Raw genomic sequence first — 21,014 nt, 5'->3', positions numbered from 1 at the left:
GTCAGTACGGGTCGGGCGTGCTGTGGTGCCCGAACGCGCGCCCGACCCGCAGCACGATCTTGATCGCGACGTTGCGGACGAACCATGGCAACTCGGCCACGAGGCGCAGTCGGTCGCGGGCCGACGGCCGACCCACCACGAAGCGGGCCAGCGAGCCGGCCCGGCCGAGGTAACGCAACTGCCGCCCGGGCAGCACGTGCGCCAGCAGCCCGAGCGTGACCCCGATCGAGGAGAACGAGTCGTGGACGAGCACCGGCGCCCCCGGGGCGAGGTGCTCGACCCAGCGCAGGTCGTCCCGCACCGTCCAGTAGTCGTGCTTGCCGTCTATGTAGACCATCGCGAGCGGCGTGCTCCAGCCCGGGCGCAGCTCGGTGCTGCGAACCGCTTCGAGCCGCACGGCATCGCTCACCCCGGCGTCGGCCAGGTTCTTCTCGAAGACCGTCCGGGTCGCGGCGCCGCCGAACAGCCGGCCGGAGACGAACGGGTCGACCGCGATCACCGAGCCGCCGGCGGCCTTGGCCGCGGAGGCGAGCACCACGGTCGAGCGGCCCTGATGGCTGCCTATCTCGAGGATCCGCGCGCCCGGTGGCAGTGCGACAGCGGCGTCCCACAGCGCGCGGCCCTGATCGCGGGTGAGCCACCCGCCGATCGGGTCGGCGGTCGCCCACACCGGGTCGAATCCGGGCATCCGTCGAGCTCCTTCGGCCGGGGTCACAACGTCGGGCGAGCCTACCGGCGCGGGCGCACGGTGAGGGCGAGCGCCGCCGCGCCCGCGACCGCGGCCACGGCGACCAGCGTGACCACGAGCCGCTGCGGGGTGATGCCGTCGCTGGTGGTGAGCACGGCGACGAGGTCGGCGCCGATCATCAGCCAGAGCACCAGCACGCGGCGGGTGCGGCGCTGGGCCAGCCCGGCGAGCACGGCCAGCTGCACGAGCGCGAGCAGCGAGCCGAGCAGCACGAACAGCCAGATGTAGCCGTCGAGGTCGTGGTACTTGCTGCCGCCGATGACCTTCACCGCCGGCTCGCCGAGCACGAAGGTGCCGAGCACCAGCGCAGCCCCGAGCCCGAGGACGACCGCACTCGCCCGGCGCGCCGTTCGCAGGTGCTGCTCGGACTCGGAGAGCGAGGCGAACATCAAGGCGATGACCGCCTGTGGCACCCACACGGCGGCCCGGGTGGTCACCGAGCCGACCGAGTACAGCCCGGCCGCCTCCGGGCTCAGCACGTGCCGGGCGAGCAGCACGTCGAGGCTGGCGAGCAGCAGGAACGTGCCGTGGGCGTGCGCGGCCTGGGCGGTCTCACCGAGCACGCCGGCCCGGGTGCGGTCGCGCACCGAGGCCCGCCGCGAGGCGAAGTCGCTGCCGGCCGCGGCGACCAGCAGCGCGGCCGCAGCAGTGCCGACGAGGATGCCGACCAAGGTGGCGTCGGGGGTGCGGCCGAGGACGAGGCCGACGACACCGCCGACCGAGCGGCCGCCGGTGCCGGCCAGGATCAGCACGGCCAGCCAGCGGAACCGGCGCCGCCCCTGCGCGACGCCCATCGCCGTGCCGAGCACGGCGGTCGCCGGGATCGTCGCGGCCACCAGCAGCACCCCGACCACGCTGTGCAGGTGCAGGAACAGCGCGAGGGCGGGGCTCAGCGCGGCGGGGACGAGCGTGGCCGCGAGCCCCACCGCCGCGGTGCCCCGCACGATGCCGGCCGAGCCGCCCCGGGTGGCGGTGCGTCTCGCCGTGACCGTCTGCAGGGCGAGCATCGGGATCGTCGAGATGAGCAGCAGGCCGAGCAGCGAGGACAGCGTGCCGTACTGCGCGGCGGTCAACAGGTGCGCGGCGACGAGCAGCAGTGCGTAGCTGACGGTGTTGGCGACGACGAAGGCGACGGGCACGGCGGCGGCCGACAGTGCCAGGGTGCGCGAGGTCGCGATCGCCACCCCACCGCCTCCTCGACCCGACTCGCCTGCCCGCACAGCGTAGAGGCGCGGCCGACCTGATCTCGATGAGTACGATCGCTGCGTTGCCGAGACGGGAGGGGAGCCGCATGAGACTGGTCGTGCAGATCCCGTGCCTCAACGAGGAGCGGACGCTGCCGCTCGTCCTCGCGTCCGTCCCGAAGCAGATCCCGGGCATCGACGAGATCATCGTGCTCGTCGTCGACGACGGCTCGACCGACCGCACCGTCGACGTCGCGATCGAGCACGGGGTGACCCAGTTCGTGCGGCACGCGGGGAACCGGGGTCTCGGCCGCGCCTTCCACGACGGCGCGCAGCGCGCCCTCGAGCTCGGTGCCGACATCCTCGTCAACACCGACGGCGACAACCAGTACCCGCAGGAGCGCATCGCCGACCTCGTCCAGCCGATCCTCGCCGGCACGGCCGACATCGTGATCGCCGATCGGCAGGTGCACCTCAACCACGAGTTCTCGTGGCGCAAGATCAAGCTGCAGAAGCTCGGCAGCCGGGTGGTGAACCGGGTGGCCGGCACGGACGTGCCCGACGCCGCCAGCGGTTTCCGGGCCTACTCGCGCGACAGCCTGATGCTGCTCAACACCGTGACCCGGTTCAGCTACTGCCTGGAGACGATCATCCAGGCCGGGAACAAGCGCCTCGAGATCGACAGCATCCCGGTGACGACGAACCCGAGCACCCGCGAGTCGCGGCTGTTCACCTCCACCCGGCAGCACGTGGCGCTGTCGGCACGGGCGATCGTGCGCGGCTACATCATGTACAAGCCGTACGCCATCTTCATCGCGCTCGCCGGCGTGCTCGCCGCGCTCGGGCTGATCCCGTTCGTCCGCTTCGCGATCCTGCAGATCATCGACGGCAATCCCGGCGGGCACCTGCAGTCGCTGCTGGTCGGCGCGATCCTGCTGATCATGTCGTTCCTCTGCATCATCGTCGGCATCGTCTCCGACCTGATCCGCACGAACCGGACCCTCATCGAGGACGCCCTCGAACACACCAAGAAGATGCGGTTCGGACGCGGCCCGGAGCTGCCGCGCCTGCCGCTCGAATCCCTGGAGCCGGACGAGGTGCCCGAGGGCGCGACGACCGTCTGGCGCTGAGGCACGTGCCGGTCGGGACCGCCCGGACGTGGCGCGACGCCCTCCCGCGCGCGGCCGTGCTCGGGTGGGTCGGGGCGCTCACCGCCGTGCTGCTGTGGCCGCTCTCCTGGGCCGGCTACCCGCTCGGCCACGACCTCGTCTTCACCCCGCGCCAGCCGCTCGGCCTCGACAGCGTCGGGGTGTCGTCGGCGGCGCCGCGAGCCGTGCCGGTCGACGCCCTCGTCGCGCTCGCCGAGAAGCTGCTCGACGGCGCGGTCGTCGGGCGGCTCGCGCTCGTCCTGCCGGTCGTCGCGGCCGGAACGGGGGTAGCCGCGCTGCTCGGCCGGCGCGCCCTGCCGGCCCGACTGGCGGCGCTCAGCGTGGCGGTCTGGAACCCCTACGTGGTCGAGCGTCTGGCCTTGGGGCAGTGGGCGCTGCTGTGGGCCTACGCCGCCGTGCCGTGGGTGATCCTGGCCGCGGTTCGCGCCCGGTCGGCGGCCGGGTGGTTCGCGCTCGCCGTCGCCCTCGCCGCGGCGTCCATCACCCCCACCGGCGGGGTCATCGCTGCCCTGGTCGCCGTTGCGGTCGCGGCGGCCGGCCGCTCGCGGCGTGGCGTCGCGGCGACGGCCGCGCTGGCCGGGGTACTGCAGCTGCCCTGGCTGGTGCCGGCCCTGGTGTCCGGCGCCGGCGCGACGAGCGATCCGGCCGGCGTCGCCGCGTTCGCCGCCCGCTCCGAGCACCCCGGCGGCGCCCTGCTGAGCCTGCTCGACGGCGGCGGCATCTGGGACTCAGTGGTGGTGCCGTCGAGCCGCGGCGGCGCGCTGCCCTGGCTGGGGCTCGCGGTCCTCGCCGCCGCCGCCGGCTACGGTGCGCCGCGCCTGGCGGCGCACCTCGGTCGCCGCCTCAGCCTCGCCCTCGCCGGTACCGCCGCGGCCGGGCTGGTGCTGGCGGTGCTGTCGTCCCTGCCCGGCGGCGCGGCCGTCGCGCGCGTCGTCGTCGCCCACGTGCCCGGCGCCGGCCTGCTGCGCGACGCCCAGAAATGGGTGCTGCCGCTGGTGCTGCTCGAGGCGCTGCTCGTCGGTGCCGCGGTCGACCGGCTGTGGGACCGCGCGCGGGTGCTGCCCGCCCGGATACCGCTCGTCGTCGCGGCGCTCACGCTGCCGCTCATCGTGCTCCCCGATGCCGCCGCGACGCTCCGGCCGACCCTGCAGCCGGTGCGTTACCCGCGCGACTGGCAGGTGGTGGCGCAGCGGATCGGACCCGGCGAGGCGGCGGTGCTGCCCTGGGGGTCGTACCGCAGCTTCGGGTGGGTCCGCAGCGCCAGCGTGCTCGACCCGGCGCCGCGGCTGCTGCCGGGTCCGACCGTCGTCGACGACCGGCTGGCCGTGTCGGGCCGCCTGCTCGCCGGCGAGAACCCGCACGCCCGGGCGGTGGGCGCGGCGCTGGCCGGGCCGGCCGTCGCCGCCGACCTGGCCCGCCTCGGGGTCGCCTGGGTCGTCGTCGAGCACGGCACGCCGGGGCGGGTCCCCGACCTCGGCGGACTCACACTGGTGTTCCGCGGCCGCGACGTCTCCCTCTTCCGCGTGCCCGCCCCCGTCGTCACCCGCCACCCGTCCGCCGCGCGCGTGGCGGTCGTCGTGGCCGCCGATCTGCTCGCGCTGCTCGTCCTCGCGGGGCTGGCCGGCACGGCGGGCGCGGGGGTCGTACGAGCGGGCGCGATGCGACGAAAGACCCCGTCGGACGGTCAGCACCGCTGCTAGGGTGAACGGAGTTACTAGACCTGGAGTCACGCCGTGGGTAAGTGGATCTCGATCATCCTGTCCGGCATCGTGGGCGGCACGCTCGCGACGTTCGCCGCGCTGGGAATCGTGTCGAGTTCGACGGCGGCGCCCGACCACAACCCGGCCGGGGCTCAGGTCGTCGACTACGGGCAGAAGTAGCCCGACCCCGCCTCTCGGCCGGCCGACCCGAGCGAATCGGACACGCCGCCCACCGCGAGAGGCCTCAGCGCGATCGCACTGCCGGCCCCGGCTGGATCCCGGCCCGGTACAAGCTGCGCACCTCGTCGGCGGACAGCGCCACGTCGAAGTAGGCGAAGTCGTCGAGCGCTCCCGCAAGGTATCCGGAGCCGTTGCCGCGCCGGGCCAGGTCGATGCTCGCAGTGGTCGATCGGGCGAACGTGGGGAATGACGCGGACCCGTCGAGCCGGCCGTCGACGTACAGCAGCATCGTCGATCCATGCTTGACACCCACGACGAGGTGAGGCCGCCCGTCGTCGTATGCGGCGCGACTGTCGACGACGTGAGCCTCCCCGCGGAAGGACGAATAGGTCACGAAGCGCAGATGACCGGACGGGTCGAACTGCAGGTTCCACACCTTGGCGACGAAGTTGTCGCGCGAGAGGAGGTACCCGTCGGGTCGCGAGCCGCTGAACCACACGGAGAAGCTGTAATCGGGCGAGTCCATCCATGACGCGCCGGGGACGCGCGCGAACTGCTGGAAGCGGTTGAACACCACGGAGTGACCCGGTTCGGAGGCGAGCAGCGAGTGGGCCCCGAGACGCGGGCCGCCGGAGTACGTCCCCGCATGATCGTTGCCGGATGCGTCGGCCGCCGTCGATCCGCTGTGCTCGTCGAGGCGCAGATAGGTGAGCGGGGAGTAGCGGAGAACCGTCGCCGAGTAAGGCTGGTCCGGCGGTGCGCTCAGCGACACCATCCGGTAGGTGTCGCGCACGGACGCGGCGGCCAACAGGCACAGGCAGGAAACGCCGAGAAGGAGGCCGCCCAGCCGAACCCGGGGGGTGGCCCGCCGCACCAGGTGCACCAGCTCGGCCGCGCCGAGTGACACGAGCGCGAGCACACCAGGCATCCACATCACCCAGTAGAAGCCGAGGATGACTCCGGCGAGGGCCATGTGGAACACGAGTGGAGCGGCGAGGGCGGCGAGACACCAGAGCACCACTCGGTCGTGTCGCAGGACGATCGCGGCGGCAACGCAGACCAGGCAGGCGATCGCAACCACGGAACCGACGCCGTGTTGGGCGAACCAGAGAAATGCCCATCCGGGCGGGTGGACGGAGACCCGACCTGCGTACTGCACCTGGTGGCCCACCGCGGCATGTTCGCGCTGGAAATGGATCAGGAAACCGATGGCGCGGGCCGGGTTTCCCAGGCCGGCGTAGGTGGCCACGAACACGAGCGCAGAGATGATCACTGCCACGCCCGTCTGGGCCAGGCGGTTGCCGACGTCACTTCTCCGGCGCGCAGTCAGGACCAATCCGACGATCACCGAGCCGACCGCTCCGAGAAAGCCCGTCTCCCGGCAGGCCGCGGCGAGCCCTACACATCCCCCCGTGGCCGCGGCGAACCACCAGCCCGATCGGCCCCGCCGTTCGAACCACATCCACGCGAGCGCCACCGAGCCGACGGCGAACAGTTCCGCGACCGGATCGAGGTAGGCGTAACGGCCGAAGCGGAACGGCAGATTCGGCCCCGGAACGTGCATCGGCAGCACCGCGACCATCGCCGCCGCGCCCAGCCCGATCCAACGACCGGCCACCCGCCCGAGGCACAAGCCGAGAATCAAGGCGGTCGCGACGGTGCAGGTGGCGGAGACGACGCGGGCCGCGAAGACGCTCGGATGGCCGGCGACCAGCTCGGCCAGGCCGAACAGGTACTTCGCCAGCGGGGGGTGCTCGAAATTGTCGAAGTTCGACAAGCCCCCGCTGGGCGGCGTGCCGGTCTCGCCGTGCACGTACCGCCACCCTGCGATGGCGTAGAGGGGCTCGTCGAACCCGGATCCCGGAAAGCCGAGCCGGGCGAAATTGGCGAGTACGGCCCAGCCCCCGACGAGTCCGACCGCAGTGGAGTACGCGCTCGGCCGCCGAAGCGTGATCGTGGCGGTGCGGACCGACCTCGTGTCGGCCGCGGGCCGGAGCTCGCTGGTGTCGAACTGCATGTCGGCCATTGTGATCCTCGCCTGCGACGGTGATCGCTCGTCAGGGATCATCGCACCGGCCAGGACCGGGGTCGTGCGGTCACGCGACTCAGTCGGCCAGGTCGTCGAGCAGGTCGGCGAACCTGCGACCGGTGCTCGCCCAGTCGAACCCGGCGGCCCGGGCGCGCGCGTTCGCGCCCATCCGCTCGCGCAGTGTCGGGTCGGTGAGCAGTTCCTCCGTGCGCTTCTCGAGTTCGGCCGAGTCGGCTACCAGCCAGCCGGTCTCGCCGTCGACGATCGACTCCCGGACTCCGCCGGCCGAGCTGTAGGCGATGGCCGGGACGCCGTGAGCAGCGGCCTCCATGATCGCTATTCCCCATCCTTCCTTGACCGACGGCGCGAGCAGCACCCACGCGCGGTCGAGGAGGGCGTCGCGCCGGGCGTCGGAGACGGCACCGTGGAACGTGACGGCATCATCCAGTCCGAGTTCGGTGGCTCGCGCCGTCAACGACTCGTGCCACCAGCCGTCGCCCACGATCTCGACCCGCAACCGGGGGAGTGCGCGCCGGACCACGGCCGCCGCCTCCAGCGCGTGCTCGACCTGCTTGTGCGGGACCAGCCGGCTGAGAGTGCAGATGGTCGGCTCGTCGGCGCGCGGTTCGCGGCGTTCCGGCGCCGGGGCATCGACGCCGTTGTGCACCACGGTGATTCGGTCGGCGGCGATGCCGAGACTGATGAGTTCGCGACGGGTCGCGTCGGACACGGTCACGTACGGATGGCGGCGGTACAGGCGGGGAGCCAATCTCGACTCGAGCCACCAGCCGATCTTTCCGGCCGGGCCGGGATAGATGATCTGCCACTGTTCGTGATGCACGTGGTGCACCAGGTTGATGATGGACCGCCGGCGGACGAGGGGGGAGAAGAACGGGATTCCGTTCTGGACGTCGACGATGACGTCGGTGCGGCGTCCGCGCGGGCCGATCAGGTAGATCAGGCCGTGGAGGTACACCGTCAGTCGTCCTCCACGGCGCCGCATCCGGACCCCTCGGCGGACCTCGTCACGCGGCGCGTTCGGGTGGGCCGCGACGCACATCGTGACGTTCCACCCCGTCGCGGCCAGATGCTCGGCGACCCTCTCGACGAAGAGCTCGGAACCACCGCCCTCGGGATGCTGGGTGTCGCGCCACACCAGGAACGCGATACTCCGCCGAGCGGGCCCGTCGACCGGCGAGGTGTCGCTCGGTCGACCCGCCGCGCGACTCGTCATCGAAGCGACATTAGGCGTGCACCCACCCCGTGGCATCGGCCTTTGATCCGCCGTGGGCGGGTCCAAAGCCCTCTGTCCGCATGCGTCCGGCAACGCCGCGATGACGTGAACGGTACCGTGCACCGGTGCGTTCCGGGTCCGAGTCGTCCGCGGCCTTCTCGGTAGCGAGATTGAGGCTCACCTGCGTGGGGCTCGCCCTCACCCTGATGACCTTCGCGCAGAGTTCGGGCCGGGAAGCGGCCGACACCAAGCTGGACCTCCTGGTCAGTCCGGTGCGGTTCCTGCGCAACGCGTTGACCATGTGGGACCCGACCGCGGCGGCGGGGCAGTTGCAGGACCAGGCCTACGGCTATCTCTTCCCGATGGGTCCGTTCTTCGTCCTCGGGAAGCTTTCGGCCCTCTCGCCGTGGGTCGTACAGCGCGCCTGGGAGTCGGCGTTGCTGGTCGCCGCCTTTCTGGGCCTGGTGCGTCTGGCGCGGCTCCTCGGCGTCCCGGGATTCTGGCCGCGCGTCGCGGCGGGGCTGGCCTACGCCCTCGCACCACGCGTGCTGATGGAGCTCGGCGTCATCTCCTCCGAGTTGCTACCGGTCGTCGTGCTGCCGTGGGTGATGATCCCGCTCGTACAGGGGGCGGTGGCCGGGTCTCCCCGGCGTGCCGCCGCCCGTTCCGGCGTTGCCCTGCTGTTCGCCAGCGGCATCAACGCCTCGGCCACCCTGGCGATCCTGCCGGTCCCCTTGCTGTGGCTGCTCTCACGAGGTCGAGGACCCCGGCGCCGGGCGCTGACGCTGTGGTGGATCGGTGCCGTGCTGCTCGCGTGCCTGTGGTGGGCCGTGCCGCTGGTCCTGCTCGGCCGTTACAGCCCGCCGTTCCTCGACTGGATCGAGTCCAGCGCAGTGACCACATCGGCGACGAGCCTGGTGCGGTCACTGCGCGGCGTCGATCACTGGCAGGCCTACCTCGGCCCCGGTGTGTGGCCGGCCGGATGGATCCTCGCGGTCGCCCCGGCGGCCATCCTCGCCACGACGGCGATCGCTGCGATCGGCGTGGCCGGCTCGGCCCGACGTCGGACACCGCATCGACAGTTCCTCGTCACGGTGCTGGTCGTGGGGCTCGTGCTGGTGACCCTGGGCCACGTCACGGCCGTCGGGCCGCCCTTCGCCGGATCGGTGCGCCACCTGCTCGACGGGCCCTTGGTTGCTTTCCGCAACGTGCACAAGTTCGATCCGGTTATCCGGCTGCCGATCGCGATCGGCGTCGGGCATGCCGTCGCCGCGCTCAGCCGTCGAATCCCGAAGGACGCTGTCCTCCACGTCAGGGGCACGGCCGTCACCGTCCTGCCCCGGGCGCTCGCGGCCGTCGCCGTCGTCGGTCTGGCCGCGGTGGCGATCACCCCCGCGATCGCTGGGCGGATCGTGCCGCAGACCCGCGACATCAACGAACCGACGTGGTGGACGCAGACCGGGACGTGGTTGGGTCAGCACGAAGGCAGCGGCCGGGCCCTGGTGGTACCAGGGGCGGCTCAGCCCGCCTACGTCTGGGGGCAACCGCGCGACGATGCACTGCAGCCCGTGGCGGCAGGTCCGTGGACGGTACGTGACGCGACGCCATTGACCCAGCCCGGCTACATCCGGCTGTTGGACCGCGTCGAATCGATACTCGCAGCCGGTGCTGCCGACCCGACACTGGCACCCCTACTCGCTCGCTCCGGCATCCGGTACGTCATCGTGCGCAACGACCTGGACGCCGGCGCCTCGCAGGCGACCCCTCAACGCTTCGTATTCGGCACCCTGGCCCACTCGCCCCACTTCGTGCTGGCCGCATCATTCGGCCCCCGGCCGATCGCGGGCGACGACCCCAACCGGTTGGTCGACCTGGGGCTGAGCCGCGCCGGGCGGCCGGTGCAGGTGTACGAGAACACGGACTGGAGCTCGCCAGTCTCCTTGATCCCGGCGGCACGGACCGTGCTGTCCAACGGCTCGTCGGACGAGTTGCCGCAGCTGGTCGCGTCGGGTGTCGCCGCGACAGCACCGGTGATCTTCGGCCCGGTACCGTCCAGCGCGGCAGCGGCGATCTCGGCCCCGATCTCGGTACTCACCGAGGGGACGCGGCGGCGGGAATTCGGCTTCGGCGGGGTGAATCAGTACGCCGCGACGATGACCGTCGCCCAGCCCTACAGCGTCCCTCGGGCCGCTCACGACTACCTGCCATCCGGAGTCGGCAGCCTGTCGCCGGTGGCGTACGACGGCATCTCGAACCTGACCGTCTCGTCAGCCGCCTCCGCGTCCGAATCGGGCTGGGCGGCACTGGACGGCCAGCCGGGCACCGCGTGGCTGAGCCGGTCGAACCGCGGTGCGGTCGGCCAGTGGCTCCAGATCGACCTCCCTCGGGCTCTGCCCCAGCCGTCGGTGGAGATCGCGTTCGCCGCGCACCGTCCCAACTACCCGATCCGGTTGAGGGTCTCCACGGAGTCGGGCGCCGTCGAGGACGATGTCTCTCCGGACTCGAACAATCAGACGCTGCCGCTGCCGCCGGGCCGCGCGAGCCGGATCCGGCTGACCGTCCTGGAGATGGCGAATGCGCGATTGCGTACGCAGGTTGCTCTCGCGTCGGTCGCGATCCGCGGGGTGCTCCCGTCGCGCACCCTGGTGATCCCGGGCGTGGCGGATCCCGACGTGGTGGACTTCGCGGCGCTGCCCGGACGCCGCTCGGCGTGCCTCACCGTGCAGGACTCGGCCGCGTGCGAGCCGTCGTGGGCCGCCGCCGGGGAAGAGGACGACGCGCTCGATCGGACCTTCCGGCTCGCGGCCGGCGCCGAGTTCCAGGCCGTCGCCGGTGTGTACCTGCGGCCGGGGCCGCAGCTGGACGCCCGGCTGGATGTCGGGAACCCAGTGCGCGCGCTCGCGTCGTCGGTGAACTCGACCGACCCGCGCCAGCGGGCCGGCGCAGCCGTGGACGACAACCCCGCGACCGGATGGGTCGCCAAGGCCGGTTCCCGCCTGCCGTCGATCGAGTTGTCGACGGCTCGCCCGGAGACCCTCGACGGTCTCCAGATATCACCGCTGGCCGGCGCCCCGGTTGCGGCGCCGACCCGCGTGGTGATCGAGGTCGGAAAGCTCACGTTCCAGACGAGCGTGCCGGCTGACGGGCGCATTCGCTTCCCACGCCCGCAGACCACGTCGACCCTGAGGCTGACGGTCACGGCCCAGACGTTGCGGGTCAACACCGATTCGGCGAGTGGTCGGCGACAGCTGCTGCCGGTAGGTATCGGCGAGATCCGGCTGGTCGGCCCACGCGCGCCGCTCGGTCGGGTCGAGGCGGCGGTGCACGTGCCGTGCGGGAGCGGGCCGACCCTGTTCGTCAACGGGGCGACGGTGCCCTTGCGCGTGGACGCCGGGGCTGCGCAGGTCCTGTCCGGCGCACCGGTTTCCGCCACGCCGTGCGGCCCGGGCCCGGTGCCGCTGCAGCGGGGACTGAACCGCATCCGGCTGGCCTCCGACGCGATGTCGAGCCCCGCCTCGATCGTCTTGCGACGGCCTGGGTCTACGACGACGACGCCGCCGGTCGCCGACGCGGGCACCGTGCACGTCCGGGCCTGGGGGAGCACCCGCCGCGAGGTCCGGGTCGCGACCACGGGCGCGGCCTTTCTGTCCGTCGCGGAGAACGCGAATGCCGGCTGGTCGGCCAGCCTCGGCGGCCGGGCTCTGACGGCGGTGACGCTCGACGGCTGGCATCAGGGGTGGCTGGTACCGGCTGGGTCCTCGGGCATCGTGCGGCTGGTCTTCACGCCGCAACAGCCGGTCGACTGGGGGCTCGGGCTGGGAGCGATCGCCGTGCTCGTCCTGCTCGGCGCCGCGATCCGTCGCCCGCGCGCCGGCGCGCCCGAACCGAGCACCACCTCGGGTGCGCTGAGCGGGTGGCGAGCCTTCGGGGCGGTGACCATCGGGCTCGGCCTGCTCGGCGGGATCACCGGGCTGGTCGTACTCGCCGGCGTTCTCGTCGTCCGGCGAGGCGGAGTGCGGCTGCGCGCGGCGATGGCACGAGCTCCCGGCGAGCTCCCCCGGTCGGACATCGCGGCGGTGTGCGCTGCGACGATCGTCCTCGTGGCCGGCGCCGCGGAGGCGATTGCGCCGGCCGACTCAGCCGGCCCCCTCGCCGACACCGGCGCGGTCCAGGTGCTGTGCCTCCTCGCCGTCGCCCTGCTGCTGGTCACGCTGCTGCCCCCCACGGCGCCACGGCCGACTGAACCGACGAAGCAGCGGCCGCTCGAGCACGTAGTACGACCCGGCAGCGGCGGCGGAGGCACCGAGACAGGTGAGGACGAACAGGGGCAGGAAGTGACCGCCGAACACGCGCCAGTGCATCCGATGCTGGATGAAGATCAGTAGCGGCAGATGCCACAGGTACACGCCGTAGCTGATCTCACCGAGCCGGCGCAGCACCGCGTGTGACAGCAACCGGTGCGACCACGCGCGCGGGTCGCCCAGCATGACCGGCAAGAGGAAGAAGAAGGCGGCGGCGCCGTAGAGGTAGTGCTTCAGCGTCCATTCCCACGTCGTGGCCGGGATCAGGTTGTACGGGCCGGCGAGGGGCAGGGTTGCGAGCCAGAAGGTCAGTGCGCCTGCGATCCAGCACGTTCCGGGCGAGGTCGCCCAACCGTCGAGAGCACGACGCCACCGTGCGTGGTCGACCGGCACGCAGCTGGCCACCGCCAGGAACATGCCGAGGGCGAACCAGTCCAGATACGCGGGCAGCCACAGCTGGGCGGGAGCGGCGGCGGTGACGGTGTGCGTGACGAGATCGGCACCCAGGGCGACGACGGCCATGCCGATGAGCAGCGAGACATGGGCCCGCACGGGGGAGGCCCGGCCCGCGAGGCGCGGGATCATCGCCAACAACGGCAGCGCGGCGTAGAACGCGACCTCGACCACGAGCGTCCACATCTGGACGAGCCCGGTGTCGACGTCGTGGTGGTTATAGGTCTGCACCAGGGAGAGGTAGCTGAACCAGTCCGACGGGCGGCCGCGGCGATCGGACAGCAGGGCCAGCGTGACCACAACTGCGAGCCAGTAGGCGGGGAGGATGCGCAGCGCCCGCCTCCACCAGAACGGCCCGAGCCGCGGTGCCGGCCGCTCCCGGATGGCCGACCGGGCGAAGGGCCGGTACAGCAGGTAGCCGGAGAGGAGGAAGAAGATCGTCACGCCGAAGTCCAGCCGCGCGAGCAGGGGTGCGAACGGGCCGTGGTCCAGGGACCGGCCGGTGTTGAACCCGGCGTGGGTGGCGATGACCCCGTAGGCGGCGATCGCGCGTGCCCCGTCGAGGCCACCGACGTGATCGGTCCCCTGCCGCGTGCGGCGGCTCATCCGGCCTTCTTGACGGCGAAGGGGAAGCCGATCTGGGCGCCGGTGACGCACAGGTTGGTCGCCGGGCTCAAGCTGCGGATGCGGACGGCGGCCGGCGAGGTGTGACGGAACATCAGGTGCAACCGCCCCAGCCCGGCGGGCAGCAACTGTCGGGTACCGGCCGTCGGCAACCGCTCCCGACCGTCCCGGTCGATGACGGTCACCGCCACCACGGACGCGTACTGCTGGAAGTACCCGATCTGCAGGTACCAATCGTTGCGCCGTGCAACCGCTCGGAACGGTCGGGTGACGATCGTCGTGCCTTGCACCGGGAAGTTGCAGAACTGCGGCTCGGACAGATCCACCTCGGTCTGCACGAAGAACGCTGCCGGCACGACCCGACCGTTGGCGTCGACCAGTGACGGGCGCGGCGCGGTGTAACTGAAGTCGGCACGGACGTCGGTGAGTCCCACGATGTCCGACACGTAGTGCGTGGCTTCCAGGGGGATGATCCGCGTGGGCACCGGACTGTCGTACAGAGCAGTGCCGGGTTTCGCCTCGCGCAGGCTGCGTTCCAGCGTCGAGACGTAACGGTGGGCTGGGCTACGGGCCCACAGTTGTGCGTAGGTCACGCCGGAGAAGATCGAGCTGGTCACCACGGCCACGACCACGCAGTGCGGTAGCAGTCGTAGCCGACGGGCGGCCGCGGAGCGCGGCGTGGCTGCGGGATCGACCGACGGCCGGCCTGCCGCCGTCGCATCACCGGACAAGCGCCGACGCACCTGTTCGGTGTCGAGGCCGCTGAACGCGAGGGTCGTGGCCACCGCGGCCGGCAACGCGGCGTAGTACGCGTGCTCGAACTGCTGACTGATCACAATGCCGAAGGCGGCGTAGCGTCCGACTGCCACGACGACAATCCCTACGGCTGAGACGACCAAGGGCATGCTCCAGGCCGCCAATGCGCGCCACCCCTGCGCCCGGATGGACAGCCCGATGACGGCGACGACGACCGCCAGGCACAGCACCTGGGTCGTCGTCGAGGGATTGGACAGGCCCAGGAAGTTGTCGCCGGCCGAGAACCAGCGCCACGGCCCGCCGATGAGACCCGGCGCAATCGTCTTCGTCCACTCGACCCGAATGACATCAAGAGCACTCGTGATCCCCAGCGGGTGAGCGGCAACGCCGTAGCCACCGGTCCCGGAGAAGTAGTACGCCACGTAGCCGAACATCGGGACGCCGATGCACAACCACTCGCGCCAGCAGGACAGCACCCCGCGCACCCGTGCCGACGCGGAACCTGACGTGAGGTAGCCGAAGGACAGGATCGGGAGAACCACGGCGGTGACCGCCGCCTGCTCGGACAGCAGGGTTGCGCCCACGACGCACGCAGCGGTCGCGACGGCCCTCGACATCCGTCGATCGAGGGAGTACCGCACGTGGTTGCTGATCGCGGCGATGAGGAGCAGTTGGGCGCCGATGAGCCCGACCGATGCCGACAACCAGAGGTCGGCCTGGATGAGAAAAGGGCTGAAGGCGTACAGCGCGACCGCGGCGACCACGATGCGGCGACGTCCCACCAGAAGGACCAAGAGCCGCGCCAGCAGGCCGGTCGCGAGCGCCTGGCCGACCAGGCGCAGCACGATGGTGACGGCGTAGTTGAGCGGCGCCACCCGATTCAACACCCAGAACATGAAGCGCACGGGCATCACGAAGTGACCGCCTTGCGGCGCACTGAGGTAGGACCAGGACAACGGTTTGCCGGTGGCTTCGGCGAGATTCGCGAGGTCGGCCTGGTAGTACCAGCCCGCCCGCATCAACAGTCCGAGGAAGATCATCTGAGCGACGACGATCGCGGTGATGACGACGATGAAGCGATCGGCACCGCGCAGCGCCTTGTTCACCGGGGAGCCGTACCTGGCGCGCGTTCGCGCCACAGTTCCGGCAGCCATTCCGAACTCCGCCCTTCGTGCCCGCGATCTGATCATCGGGAGTCGGCCCCTGCGTCGTCACGGGGCGAAAGACCCCGACGCAAGGGGTCGTCGTGCATGGTATCGACGCCGCACTCCCTGGTACGTTCGGCCCTTAGTCATCACTGAGACGTCGACTTGACGTGGGGGCGTTGTTATGCGAAGAGCGCTGGGCGCCGTGCTCATCGGTCTGAGTCTGTTCGCGCTGGTACTCGCGGTGCTGATGCCGACCTACGTCGCGAACGGCTCGAAGAAGACGCCGTTGAACCTCGACATCACCCAGCGTTCGACCGGGCAGGCGACGAAGTTCAACCCGAGCACCAACAAGCCCGAGCAGGTGACGCTACGGGCGACGCGCGTCGTCAAGACCGACACGAAGGCCTCCGACAGCACGAACACGACGGTGTTCGAGACCCTCTGCATCGTCATCGTCTCCGGCGACACCCCCGACTGCGTGCCGAAGACCGACCCTCGCTTCCTCGACACGACGACCGACCGGGTGACCGCCAACCGCCGTACCGCTGAGTCCGTGCACGTCGACAAGCCGGGCTGGGAGGAGAAGATCAACGGCCAGCCGGCCCGGCACACCGGGTTGTCGTACAAGTTCCCGATCGACACCAAGAAGCAGACCTACCAGTTCTTCCAGCCCGACGTCGCCAAGGCGTTCCCCGCGGTCTACCAGCGCACGACGACGATCCACGGGCTGACCGTCTACGAGTTCACGTCGGCGACCGGCAACCAGCCGTACCAGATCCAGCACCTCTTCCCGGGCACCTACAACGACACCCGCACCGTGTGGGTCGAGCCGACCACGGGCGCGATCATCGACGGTCGCGAGCGCCAGGTTCAGACCCTGGCCGACGGCACGGTCGCTCTCGACACCACGCTGTCCTTCGACGACCAGGCCGTGAACTACCAGACCGACTTCGCGCAGAACAAGATCAACCAGCTGCGCGTGGCCCAGCTCTGGGCCCCGATCGCGCTCGGCGTGCTGGGTCTCGCCGCGCTCGCCGGCGGCATCGCGCTGCTGCGGCGTCGCCACGGCGCATCGGGCACGGACGACCAGGACATATTCCCGGACCACACACCGCAGCCCGATGCCGGACCGGACCGCGCCGAGCCGGACAACGCCGCCCCGGATCGCGAGCCGACGACGCGCACCGACGACCGCGCGATGGCCTGACCGCGCCGGCTGCGTGCCGCAGGTTCACCGCCGTCGCGACCGCGTGCCACACGAGCTGCCGGGGCACGCTCGGCGGCGCGGCCGAACGCGGTGCGGGTCTAGCGGGCGCGCGGCGGGACGAAGTTCATCCACTCCCGCTCGATGCCGAGACCGACGCTGAGGTAGAGCGCCAGCGCGGCCCGGTTCGTGGCCTGCACCGACAGGCCGAGCGAGGTCGCGCCGGCCGCCTGCCGGCGCCGCAGGCCCTCGAGCAGCAGCGCCCGGCCGAGGCCGTGGCCGCGCTCGTTGCGGGCAACCGCGAGCTGGGCGATCCAGCCGCCGCCGTCGGAGAACACACGCCCGGTGGCGACCCCGACGAGACGCTCGCCGCGCCAGGCGAGCACCTGCTGCTCGGGCTTGTCGGCCGGCGTCACGAACAGCGATCGCCACTCGTCGAAGGAGCGGTGCGGGTGCCCGGCGATGTCGGCCCAGCCGGCGTCGACGTAGAGCAGTCGGTGCATGGCGGCCGCGTCGTCGGGCTCGGACGGGCGCACCTCGATGCCGTCGTCCCAGCGTGGTTCGTCGAGGACCCAGTCGGGGGTGACGGCGCGGATCAGGTCGAAGGCCGACCGGTCGTGGCGCCACCCTCGCGCGGTGAGCGTCGCCTGGAGTGCGGTGTCCTCACCGAGCACGTCGAGGTGGTCGACGTCGGTCGTGGCCAGCCAGTCGAGCAGCATCGCGCCGGCCGGACCGGCGTCGACGGCCGGGTCGACGAGGAAGCTCGACTCGTGACCGTGCCACCACGCCGCGCCGACGATCGAGGGGCCGTCGAGGACCAGCCGGCTGTGCCCGGCGAGCGGGATGCACGGCTCGAGCGTCTCGCGCACCTCGTCCGCGTCGCTCTCGACCCCACCGAGCCACGCGGTCTCCCACCGAGCCTGCAACGCCGCGAGTTCGGAGAGGTCCGCGAGCGTGGCCGGGCGGGTGACCGTCACCGCAGCTCGCACACGTAGATCGCCGTGCCCGGCAGGATCCGTCCCCGCGTCGGCGACCACTGCCCCCATACCTGCGCGTGCCCCAGGGGCCACTCGGGTTCGACGAGGTCGACGAGCCGGAAGCCGGCGGCGGCGATCTCGCGGACGCGGTCGCCCAGGGTGCGGTGGTGCTCGACGTAGAGCGCGCCGCCGTCGGCGCCGACCTCGACGTAGGGGGTGCGGTCGAAATACGGCATCGTCGCGGTGAGCCCCTCCGGGCCGGGATCGTCCGGGAAGGCCCAGCGCGTCGGGTGCGTCGTCGCGAACGTCCAGCGGCCGCCGGGGCGCAGCACCCGGGCGACCTCACGCATCAGACGGGCGCTGTCGGCGACGAACTGGATCGCGCCGAACGCGGTGAACGCCTGGTCGAAGGACGCGTCGCGGAAGGGCAGGTGCTCGGCGTCGGCCTGCACGAGGGGGAGCCCGACGCCGGTGCGCCGCGCGCCGTCACGAGCGTGGCGCAGCATGCCGGCCGACAGGTCGAACGCGACCGGCCGCGCCCCCTCGCCGACGAGCCAGCGCGAGCACATCGCCGCGCCGCAGCCGACCTCCAGGACGTCCTGGCCGCGGACGTCGCCGAGCAGGTGAGCCTCGGCCTCGCGCAGCCGCTCCGGGCACCAGACGAAGTCGGCGTCGCCCAGGAACGTGCCGTGCTCGGCGTGGTAGTCGTCGGCGTCGGTGTCCCACCAGCCGCGGTTGGCCCGCGTCGTGACGTCGGCGGCCACCGGGCGGCGGGCCACCCCCCGCGTCTCGGGGCGCGCGGTCGGATCTTCAGGAACTGCCGCCACCACAGCCGCCTCCACCTCCGCAGCCTCCGCCGCCGCCACAACCTCCGCCACCGCAACCGTGGCCGCCGCCGCAGCCTCCGTGGTGCCCGCCGTCGCCACCGCCGCCCGAGCTGTTGGCCGCTCCGCCGGCGGCATCCCAGCGTCCCTGGCGGCGTCGCTCGTTGTTGCTCCAGCGCGCCACGTTGAAGACGAGCACCAGGGCGCCCAGCATCACGAGTATCGCTACGACCGGCATGACGACACGATAGGACGCGGGAGGATCAAGCGGTGCACCTTCGATCACGACGTCGCGTCGACGTCCTCCGGGTGTCCGCGGCGGCGGCGCGCCTCGACCTGCCCGAGGCCGTCTGGAAGACCTGCCCCTGGGCTCCGCGCGACCTGATCGCCACCGGACTGCGGCAGTGGCTGCGCTGCGCCGGGGCGGCCCTGCGCGACGGCCAGGTGATCGGCATGCCGTCGCACGCCGTCGACGAGGCCTGGCACGGCCTGATCCTGTGCACCGCCCGCTACGCCCGCTTCTGCGACGACGCCTACGGCCGCTTCCTGCACCACCACCCCGAGGGCGGTGCACCGGCCGGGTACGACGCGGGATCGATGGCCGATCAGCTCGGCCGCACCGTCCTCGCCTGGGCGATGGTCGCCGGGCCGGGGGAGGAGTGCGTGCTCTGGGACCTCGACGCCCGGGTCGGCGTCGAGCACCCGTGGGGTGTGCCGCCCGAGCGGGTGCGGGCGGTGCTGGCGGCTGTGAGCCGCGACGGCTGACGCGCCGTCCCGACCTTCGGCGGTTAGCCTCGGCGACGTGCCGATCCCCCTGAAGACCCGCGCGTTCTGGGCCGTCTACCACCGCCTCGAGTGGGCCCCGGTGATGCAGCAGCCGGCCGACAAGGTGCGGGCCGCGAGCAACCTGCGGCGCCGGATGCTGCGGCTGCCCGGAATGTCGCCGATAACCGGCGGCCGGGCGCGTGGCGTCGCGGTCGAGGACTCCTCGTTCGCGCTGGTCGACGGCACCGTGCTGCCGCTGCGCATCTACCGGCCCGAGGCCGCACCTGCAGCCCCGCGACCGGTCGTCGTCAACTTCCACGGCGGCGGCTGGGTGTCCGGTGATCCGCGCCAGTCCGAGTGGTGGGCGAGTTCGGTCGCGGCCCAGGCCGGCGTCGTCGTCGTGTCGGTCGACTACCGCCTCGCTCCGGAACACCCGTTCCCGACGCCGGCCGAGGACTGCTACGCCACGACCGAGTGGGTTGTGGCGCACGCCGACGAGGTGGGCGTCGACGCCACCCGCCTCGCCGTCATGGGCGACAGCGCGGGTGGCAACCTCGCCGCCGTCGTCAGCCTGATGGCCCGCGACCGCGGCGGCCCGGCGATCGCGCTGCAGGTGCTCATCTACCCGTCCACCGACATCTCGCGCGAGTACCCGTCGGAACACGAGAACGCGACCGCACCGATCCTGCAGCTCGCCGACCATCGCAACGTGCCCGGGCTCTACCTCAGCGGCGAGCGGCGCGATCCGGCCGATCCGTACGTGTCGCCGCTGTGCGCGGCCGACCACTCGGGCCTGCCCCGTGCCCTCGTCCAGACGGCCGAATTCGACCTCCTGCGCGACCAGGGCATCGCCTACGCCGACGCCCTCGGCGCGGCCGGCGTCGAGGTCGAGCAGACGACCTACGCCGGCGCGGTGCACGGCTACATCTCGCTGCCCGGGGTCGTCCCGGCAGCCGGCCCGGCGCTCGCCGAGGCCGTCCGGGCGATCCGGAGTGCGTTGCGCCCGTAATTGCGGGGATGGCGGGGTCCAGGGGGATTTCCGAACCCCGCGGGTGGACGAGTAGAGTCGTCGGCGGACAGGTCTGTGGCCTCGACATGGAGTAGGCCGCTCGCCCGGGGGAAGATTGTTCTCGCTTGCGATCAGGGCATGTCCGCGCCCGTACAACTCAACTTGTCAGGATCCATCTACTCAATGACGTCCACCACCGAAGCTCCTGTCTCCACCACGCCGCAGGTCGCGATCAACGACATCGGCACCTCCGAGGACTTCCTCGCAGCAATCGACCTGACGATCAAGTACTTCAACGATGGCGACATCGTCGAGGGCACCATCGTCAAGGTCGACCGAGACGAGGTCCTGCTCGACATCGGCTACAAGACCGAGGGTGTCATCCCCTCCCGCGAGCTCTCCATCAAGCACGATGTCGACCCCAACGAGGTCGTCACCGTCGGCGATCAGATCGAGGCCCTGGTTCTCCAGAAGGAGGACAAGGAAGGCCGGCTGATCCTGTCCAAGAAGCGCGCTCAGTACGAGCGGGCCTGGGGCACGATCGAGGAGAAGAAGGACAACGACGAGGTCGTCGAGGGCACCGTCATCGAGGTCGTCAAGGGCGGCCTGATCCTCGACATCGGCCTGCGTGGCTTCCTCCCGGCGTCGCTCGTCGAGATGCGTCGCGTCCGCGACCTGCAGCCCTACGTCGGCAAGACCCTCGAGGCCA

The 21,014-nt window shown here is 71.7% G+C and carries 15 protein-coding genes and 1 pseudogene; 8 read left to right on the top strand and 8 right to left on the bottom strand.

Features of this window, described 5'->3' with window-relative positions; genetic code table 11:
- Position 1 precedes the first annotated feature (1 nt).
- Together VGN18_RS11185 and VGN18_RS11180 are read right to left on the bottom strand one after the other, a co-directional pair.
- Positions 2-688 (bottom strand): class I SAM-dependent methyltransferase, encoded by a 687-nt coding sequence (locus VGN18_RS11185; RefSeq protein WP_327539766.1) that lies wholly within the window; start codon positions 686-688, stop codon positions 2-4.
- Positions 689-729: 41 nt separating this feature from the next.
- On the bottom strand, positions 730-1,932 hold the full coding sequence (locus VGN18_RS11180) for a hypothetical protein (RefSeq protein WP_327539765.1): 1,203 nt from the start codon (positions 1,930-1,932) through the stop codon (positions 730-732).
- Between the two features lie 107 nt (positions 1,933-2,039).
- Between VGN18_RS11180 and VGN18_RS11175 the strand changes: the two genes are divergently transcribed.
- The 3 genes from VGN18_RS11175 to VGN18_RS11165 are packed head-to-tail and all read left to right on the top strand — an operon-like array spanning position 2,040 to position 4,981.
- Positions 2,040-3,062, top strand: coding sequence for a glycosyltransferase (locus VGN18_RS11175; protein ID WP_327539764.1), 1,023 nt, complete (start codon positions 2,040-2,042; stop codon positions 3,060-3,062).
- Between the two features lie 5 nt (positions 3,063-3,067).
- Positions 3,068-4,801: a hypothetical protein gene (locus VGN18_RS11170; protein ID WP_327539763.1), complete on the top strand. Its 1,734-nt coding sequence runs from the start codon at positions 3,068-3,070 to the stop codon at positions 4,799-4,801.
- 33 nt (positions 4,802-4,834) lie between these two features.
- Complete coding sequence (locus tag VGN18_RS11165; protein WP_327539762.1) at positions 4,835-4,981, top strand: hypothetical protein; 147 nt, start codon at positions 4,835-4,837, stop codon at positions 4,979-4,981.
- A 64-nt stretch (positions 4,982-5,045) separates the two neighbouring features.
- On the opposite strand, the gene VGN18_RS11160 is transcribed toward VGN18_RS11165, so the two are convergent.
- Positions 5,046-6,794, bottom strand: a complete 1,749-nt coding sequence (locus tag VGN18_RS11160; RefSeq protein WP_327539761.1) for a LamG-like jellyroll fold domain-containing protein — start codon at positions 6,792-6,794, stop codon at positions 5,046-5,048.
- Between the two features lie 292 nt (positions 6,795-7,086).
- A complete protein-coding gene (locus VGN18_RS11155; protein WP_327539760.1) occupies positions 7,087-8,244 on the bottom strand; it encodes a glycosyltransferase family 4 protein in 1,158 nt (385 codons plus the stop codon).
- A gap of 206 nt (positions 8,245-8,450) precedes the next feature.
- Here VGN18_RS11155 and VGN18_RS21230 point away from each other — a divergent pair.
- Positions 8,451-11,525, top strand: a pseudogene (locus VGN18_RS21230) (alpha-(1->3)-arabinofuranosyltransferase domain-containing protein); the annotation flags it as partial.
- A gap of 855 nt (positions 11,526-12,380) precedes the next feature.
- Here VGN18_RS21230 and VGN18_RS11145 read toward each other — a convergent pair.
- Both VGN18_RS11145 and VGN18_RS11140 read right to left on the bottom strand, forming a co-directional pair.
- Positions 12,381-13,604, bottom strand: a complete 1,224-nt coding sequence (locus VGN18_RS11145) for an acyltransferase (RefSeq protein ID WP_327539759.1) — start codon at positions 13,602-13,604, stop codon at positions 12,381-12,383.
- A complete protein-coding gene (locus VGN18_RS11140) occupies positions 13,601-15,484 on the bottom strand; it encodes a hypothetical protein (protein ID WP_327539758.1) in 1,884 nt (627 codons plus the stop codon). The genes VGN18_RS11145 and VGN18_RS11140 overlap by 4 nt, the downstream gene beginning before the upstream one ends.
- Positions 15,485-15,707: 223 nt before the next feature.
- Between VGN18_RS11140 and VGN18_RS11135 the strand changes: the two genes are divergently transcribed.
- Entirely contained in the window at positions 15,708-16,733 is a 1,026-nt protein-coding gene (locus VGN18_RS11135) for a DUF3068 domain-containing protein (RefSeq protein ID WP_327539757.1), read from the top strand.
- Between the two features lie 98 nt (positions 16,734-16,831).
- Here the strand turns inward: VGN18_RS11135 and VGN18_RS11130 are convergent, their stop codons facing one another.
- Together VGN18_RS11130 and VGN18_RS11125 are read right to left on the bottom strand one after the other, a co-directional pair.
- Complete coding sequence (locus VGN18_RS11130; protein ID WP_327539756.1) at positions 16,832-17,719, bottom strand: GNAT family N-acetyltransferase; 888 nt, start codon at positions 17,717-17,719, stop codon at positions 16,832-16,834.
- Positions 17,704-18,573: a class I SAM-dependent methyltransferase gene (locus VGN18_RS11125; RefSeq protein ID WP_414655044.1), complete on the bottom strand. Its 870-nt coding sequence runs from the start codon at positions 18,571-18,573 to the stop codon at positions 17,704-17,706. Before VGN18_RS11125 ends, VGN18_RS11130 begins: the two co-directional genes overlap by 16 nt.
- 228 nt (positions 18,574-18,801) lie before the next feature.
- Between VGN18_RS11125 and VGN18_RS11120 the strand changes: the two genes are divergently transcribed.
- The 3 genes from VGN18_RS11120 to VGN18_RS11110 all read left to right on the top strand — a co-directional run.
- The gene (locus tag VGN18_RS11120; RefSeq protein WP_327539754.1) at positions 18,802-19,296 is read left to right on the top strand and encodes a hypothetical protein; all 495 of its coding nucleotides are present in this window, start codon (positions 18,802-18,804) and stop codon (positions 19,294-19,296) included.
- A 37-nt stretch (positions 19,297-19,333) separates the two neighbouring features.
- Positions 19,334-20,305, top strand: coding sequence for an alpha/beta hydrolase (locus tag VGN18_RS11115; RefSeq protein ID WP_327539753.1), 972 nt, complete (start codon positions 19,334-19,336; stop codon positions 20,303-20,305).
- Positions 20,306-20,488: 183 nt separating this feature from the next.
- Positions 20,489-21,014, top strand: a 526-nt coding sequence (locus VGN18_RS11110; RefSeq protein ID WP_327539752.1) for a S1 RNA-binding domain-containing protein, incomplete at its 3' end; no start/stop codon positions are given.

The sequence above is a fragment of the Jatrophihabitans sp. genome (assembly GCF_036000465.1).
GTDB lineage: Bacteria > Actinomycetota > Actinomycetes > Mycobacteriales > Jatrophihabitantaceae > Jatrophihabitans.
Note: the sequence above shows the minus strand (reverse complement) of the source record. Positions and strands in the feature narration are given on the sequence as shown.

Bases quoted from the DNA above. Each gene is read 5' to 3' on its own strand.
- VGN18_RS11185 (WP_327539766.1), bottom strand. From the start codon at position 688: ATGCCCGGATTCGACCCGGTGTGGGCGACCGCCGACCCGATCGGCGGG.
- VGN18_RS11175 (WP_327539764.1), top strand. From the start codon at position 2,040: ATGAGACTGGTCGTGCAGATCCCGTGCCTCAACGAGGAGCGGACGCTG.
- VGN18_RS11155 (WP_327539760.1), bottom strand. From the start codon at position 8,244: ATGACGAGTCGCGCGGCGGGTCGACCGAGCGACACCTCGCCGGTCGAC.
- VGN18_RS11145 (WP_327539759.1), bottom strand. From the start codon at position 13,604: ATGAGCCGCCGCACGCGGCAGGGGACCGATCACGTCGGTGGCCTCGAC.
- VGN18_RS11135 (WP_327539757.1), top strand. From the start codon at position 15,708: ATGCGAAGAGCGCTGGGCGCCGTGCTCATCGGTCTGAGTCTGTTCGCG.